Source organism: Arcticibacterium sp. (assembly GCF_055134445.1).
On record NZ_JBSRVI010000164.1, the window covers coordinates 1 to 6162 of the forward strand.

At 38.3% G+C, this 6162-nt stretch carries 3 protein-coding genes; 2 read left to right on the forward strand and 1 reads right to left on the reverse strand.

The window, feature by feature from the left end; translation table 11 throughout:
- A partial coding sequence (locus tag ACTBZY_RS21645) for a SusC/RagA family TonB-linked outer membrane protein (protein WP_463048476.1) occupies nucleotides 1–3091 on the reverse strand: 3091 nt, incomplete at its 3' end.
- A 217-nt stretch (nucleotides 3092–3308) separates the two neighbouring features.
- Between ACTBZY_RS21645 and miaB the strand changes: the two genes are divergently transcribed.
- Together miaB and ACTBZY_RS21655 are read left to right on the forward strand one after the other, a co-directional pair.
- Nucleotides 3309–4748, forward strand: a complete 1440-nt coding sequence (gene miaB, locus ACTBZY_RS21650) for a tRNA (N6-isopentenyl adenosine(37)-C2)-methylthiotransferase MiaB (RefSeq protein WP_463048477.1) — start codon at nucleotides 3309–3311, stop codon at nucleotides 4746–4748.
- Between the two features lie 3 nt (nucleotides 4749–4751).
- A complete protein-coding gene (locus ACTBZY_RS21655; protein WP_463048478.1) occupies nucleotides 4752–6062 on the forward strand; it encodes a sigma 54-interacting transcriptional regulator in 1311 nt (436 codons plus the stop codon).
- The last annotated feature ends 100 nt before the right edge of the window (nucleotides 6063–6162 follow it).

The following is a 6162-nucleotide window of genomic DNA, read 5'->3' on the forward strand; positions in this document are numbered from 1 at the left end:
TAAACTTGGCTTTGTTAATCAAATTTTGTGGTAAGTCGTAAGCCATACTGACCTCTCTTAGTTTAGTCCAGCTACCATCCACTATAAACTGCTCAGACACCGTCCCAAAACCTCCACCTACGCCTGTATACCATTCCGAATCTAATAAGACGTTACCAGAGCCAAAGTCCATTACGTTTCCTCTTACCAAAGTTCCAGCGGCCACTATTCTACCATCTACCGTACGCATTTGGCTGTCAGTAATAAACTCGTTGGCTGTTTCTGGATGAACTCCAAAGTACTTTAAGATACTTTCTGTACCTGCCCAAATATCATTTCCCTGAAAGGTTTCAAACTGAAAAGAAAACGATAAACCTTTCCAAGTAATATTAGAACCTAGACCTCCCTTCCATTTTGCATTTGGGTCTCCTATCACCCCTTCCTCTGTAGCTACTTCTGGAAAACCATTAGAATTCAGAACAATATAGCCGTTGTCGTCTCTGGCCCATTTACCACCCCATAATGCTGCAAAAGGCTCTCCTTCTACCACTCTTGATGAAGTACCCGTAAAACCATTCAGCGTCACAGACTTCACCCCGCTTAAAGATTCCACCATGTTTTTGTTTTGAGAGAAGTTGGCGTCGATTCTCCAATTTATGTCTTTGAATTTCACAACTCTAAAACCCATGTCTATTTCTAAACCTTTGTTTGTGATTACGGCTGCGTTATCCCAAACACTTGAAAACCCAGTGGAAGGAGCTAAGTCTACCGCTAGAAGTGCTTGGTCTGTTTTTCTGTCATAATAAGTTACTCCAAGAGATATTTTATCATTGAAAAACCTTAAATCTGTACCAACTTCATACTCTCTAACTCGCTCTGGCTTTAAATCTGGATTTCCGGAATTAGAACTTCTACCAAATGGATTACCGTAAACGCTGGCCGAAAGAGCATCTCCCCAAGACGTGCCCCTGTCAAAAGCGGAATAAACAGTTTGCGAAGCATAAGAAATAGGTTCAATACCCACTTCTCCATAAGATGCTCTCACCTTACCAAAGGTCACGAACCTATTTTTAAACATTTCGGTAAAAACCCAACCTAAAGAGGCACTAGGATAAAACACAGGAGAGGTAAGTGTAGAAGGTAACTCGTACCTCCCTGTCAATTCAAAAAAGAACTGATTTTTATAATCTGAATTTAAAACAGCATAAGCACCAGACTTTCGCTGACGTAACCTTGTTAAACCTGGAGTTTCGTTGGCAGCTTCTGCGTTACCAAATGTTCTTAGGTCACCCACGAAAGGATTGGTAAAAATGGTAGAATTAGCTCCAAAGCTGGTATAAAAGCCATCGTCAAATTGAATACCAGAAATCCAAGAAAAGTTAAGCTCAGCTTTTAGCATGTGAGTTCCACTTAAAAAAGCATTGACAGATGTATTTCTTTCTGTGGTTTCGCTGCGGCCAAAAGAACCTTGAAAAACATCTCCCGAAGAGTTTACTGGAAACCAAGAATCTCTGGATTGATTATAATAATCAAAACCATATCTGGCGGTAAAGTTTATTCCTTTAGTGATATTCCAATTTAACTCAGGATTAAAAAGAAAACGATGCAGTTCACTTGGATTCTCTTGCTGGTTTATAACCCAGCCAGGATTTGGATAAAAAGGAGCCTCTTCGCCTAAATAACCTAAGTTTCTATCTCTACCAATAAAAGACCTTTGGGCATTTTGAGTAGCCGTACCTTCACTATTATAAAATGTTCCTATGTAATCTCTATTGTCAAAATCGGCTGGTGTTCTTAAATATCCTAAATAAAATCCATTCAGGTTAGAACCTTGCTGAATCCTATTTGAGGTAGACTGTGTCACACTTGAATTGACCCTTATTTTTATTCTTTCAGTAAGCTTAGTCTCATTATTAAGTCTTGCGGTCGTTCTACTGTAATCAGAATTTGCCTTTAAAATCCCTTTCTGATCCCAGTTAGAAAAACTCATAAAAGTAGACCCTAGGTTAGAGTTAATATTAACACTAACAGATTTATTCCAGGTAAAGCCCGTTTGAAATACTTGGTCTCTATTTTCTTGAAGATATGTGTTATTGGAGTTTTTAGTCAAAATAGGATAATAGACATTCCCTGTAGCAGACTCAAAACGCTTATTCCCCAACCTAACATCATCTTCACCTCCTATCCTATCTCTTATTCTATCTCCCCAAGATAAACTTGAAGTAGGGTTCCATATATAGGTATAGGCATCTCTAGCTCGGCCGGTTTCATGTATAAGAGGATTACCTTGCCCAAACTTATCTTGTTTTTCAAACTCCCTGTTGACAACATCAAAGCAGACCATATTACCCACTTCCACACTCACCTTCTTCCCTCTTGGGTTTCCTCTTTTGGTTTGGATCACAATCACACCATTGGCAGCCCCTGTTCCCCAAACAGCAGCAGCTGCTGCTCCTTTTAAGACCGTAATATTGGCGATATCATCTGGATTAATATCATTTAATCTTGACTGACCTACCACACCATCTACACCACCACCGCTGCTACTATTCGAAATAGGGACGCCATCTAAAATTATCAATGGAGACGAACTTCCAGATATGGTATTCTGACCTCTTATTTGAATATATGCTCCTGCTCCTGGGTCTCCTGAGTTTCTTACAATAGTTAAACCCGAAGTTTTACCAGATAAGCCCTGAATAACACCCGATTCTCCAGAGCGTTTGACCGCTTCCGCATCTACAAGCGTAGAAGAACTTAAATCATCGTCTTTTTTTCGCTCTAAACCTAAAGCCGTTAAAACAACAACTTCATTCAGCTGATTGGGCAATTCATTCAAAGTCACATCTATAACAGACTGATTCTCTATTAAAACTTCCTTTTTTTCCATTCCAATGAATGAATAAACTAATATCTGTCCTTTTTTTGCTTTGATTTGATATTTCCCATCAGCATTTGTTTGAGTACCTATTTGGGTGCCCTTTATCTGAACGGTTACACCAGGAAGACCAAAGTCGTCACTTTCAGCTATTACCTCTCCAGAAATCTGATTCTGACTAAAGACCTGGTAAAATGGTAGTATTAGAAAAGTTAGTAAAAGTTTATAGTTCATATTTTATAGTAGATAATAGTCCTTAAAAGTACGTAGGCGAAAAATAAAAAGCTGTAACAAAGGATTAAATTTTTAAAACTATAGCCTTTAAATGCATAAGACGCGATATTTTACGGTTAACCACATGATAAACCTTTCAAACATTATTTAGGTTGCAAAGCCTGACATTCTGTCAGCCATTCGTATCTTTGTATCCGAATTTGGAAAAGAAAAATAAATGGAGGATTTAAAAGGTAAAATGAAAGTGCTATCAGAAGAAGAAAAAGCTAGCTTAGATGAAGCTAGAATTTCGGTGGATGAGAACAAAACAAGCACTAAAAAACTATATATAGAAAGTTATGGCTGTCAAATGAATTTTGCAGATAGCGAAATTGTGACATCAATTCTACGAGATGCAGGATATACCACCACTTCTAAAGAGTATGAGGCCAATCTGATTTTGCTCAATACGTGCTCTATTAGAGACCATGCAGAGCAGAAAGTCAGAAAAAGACTAGCTCTTATAAACGCCAGAAACAAAGGCAGAAAAGATGTAAAAGTGGGTGTTTTAGGCTGCATGGCAGAAAGACTTAAAACACAACTTCTGGAAGAAGAGAAGATTGTGGACATGGTAGTAGGCCCCGATGCCTACAGAGATTTACCAAATCTTATCAATGAGGTAGAATCAGGTCAGAAAGCCGTAAATGTTTTTCTTTCTAGAGAAGAAACTTACGCAGATATTACTCCTGTAAGATTGGGCACTAACGGTGTTACAGCCTTTATTTCTATTATGCGTGGTTGTGACAACATGTGCAGCTTTTGTGTGGTACCTTATACTAGAGGTAGAGAAAGGAGCCGTGAACCACAAACTATTATTAACGAGGCCATTGACCTTTTCTCAAAAGGCTATAAAGAAGTCACCTTACTGGGGCAAAACGTAGATTCTTTTAAGTGGAAAAACGAGGAGGGCGAAATAGAAACGAACTTTGCTCAATTACTAGCTAAAGTAGCGGATATAAATCCAGACCTTAGAGTGCGATTTTCTACTTCCCACCCGAAGGATATAACAGACGAAGTGCTTCATACCATCAAGAAATACGACAATATCTGTAATTACATTCATCTGCCTGCACAAAGTGGAAGTTCTAGAATTCTAGAATTAATGAATAGAACTTATGACAGATCCTGGTATATCAATAGAATAGACAGCATCAGGGATATTTTGGGCGAAGAATGCGGTATATCACATGACATGATAACGGGATTCTGTACAGAAACAGAAGAAGACCATCAAGAAACACTCAGCTTAATGGACTATGTAAAGTATGACTACGGTTATATGTTTTACTATTCTGAAAGGCCAGGAACTCCAGCTGCCAAGAAGTTTGAAGACGACATAGACCTAGCAACTAAAAAGAGAAGATTAGACGAAGTGATCCAAAAACAGCGTGGTCATGCTTTAGAAAGAAATGAATTATCTATCGGTAAAGTCAAAAAAGTACTTATTGAGGGTTTCAGCAAGCGTTCTGATGACTTCTTACAGGGTAGAACCGATGACAATAAGATGGTGATTATCCCTAAAGATTCGCACGTCAAAGGAGATTATGTGATGGTTAAAATCACGGAATGTACTTCTGCCACCTTAAAGGGAGAAGTAGTAACAGAAGAACTGGTATAAAGAATGACAAACAGCCCAGAAATACAAGCCGTCAAAAATAGATTCGGTATTATTGGGAATGCCGCACCATTGAACCATGCCTTAAGCATAGCGATACAAGTGGCTCCCACAGACCTTACGGTGCTAATTAGTGGAGAAAGTGGCAGTGGAAAAGAATCCTTTTCTAAAATTATTCATGGCCTTAGTCCAAGAAAACACGGACCTTTTATTGCCATAAACTGTGGAGCCATTCCAGAAGGAACCATCGATTCTGAGCTTTTTGGCCATACCAAAGGAGCATTTACTGGTGCTTTAGATGACAGAAAAGGCTATTTCGAAACTACCGATATGGGTACTATATTCTTAGATGAGATTGGAGAGATGCCAATAGGAACTCAATCTAGGCTACTCCGAGTATTAGAAAATGGTGAATATATTCAAGTAGGTTCTTCAAAGGTAAAAAAGACAAATGTAAGAGTGGTAGCTGCCACCAATGTCAATCTTTTTGAGGCCGTAGAAAGAGGAAGGTTTAGAGAAGATTTATACTACAGGCTAAATACTGTACCTATTTCCGTTCCGCCTTTACGTGATAGAGGCTTTGACATGGAGCTCCTGTTTATAAAATTCACCTCAGATTTTTCAGAAAAAAATCGTATTGAGCCTGTAGAACTCACTGAAGCAGCTAGGAAAATATTGACGTCTTTTAGGTTTCCTGGAAATATCAGACAATTAAAAAATATTGCAGAGCAAATTACACTTTTAGAGCCTGCTAGAATTATCAATGCAGAGGCTTTAGAAAAGTATTTGCCTAGAAACCAATCCAGTGGCTTGCCTGCCCTTATTCGTCAGTTTGGTGATGTGGGAGGAAACGATATTTCGGAAAGAGAAATTCTTTACAAAGTGCTTTTCGATATGAGAAAAGACGTCACTGAGCTAAAGAAACTGGTATTAGGAATGCTTAAAGGTGGGCATGTAGGAGAAGACTTTGTCAATGAAAACCCAAGACTTTTTCAAGAGCTACATGAATCTGTAAGCAATTATACGTCTTCAAACCAAGAGGAAGAAGATGAAAGTCCTTACCCTTTATATACTAAAGAAGACGATAAAACCGTAGTAACTATTGACAATCTTCAAGGAAAACGTGATAATGTGGAAGACATCACTCATGAAACCGAGGAGGAGTCTCTTTCTTTAGAGAGAAACGAAAACGAGATGATTTTAAAGGCACTGCGTAAAAATAATTTCAAAAGAAAATATGCGGCAATGGATTTAGGCATTTCAGAAAGAACGCTGTATCGAAAAATTAAGCAGTACGACATTGAGGATGAAAAATAGATTGATAAAAAAACATAAAGTGCCATTAGTGAAGCCTATGAAACTAAATATTGCCTTTTTCTTTCTGCCACTGATCATTTTAATGCAAAGCTGTAATATA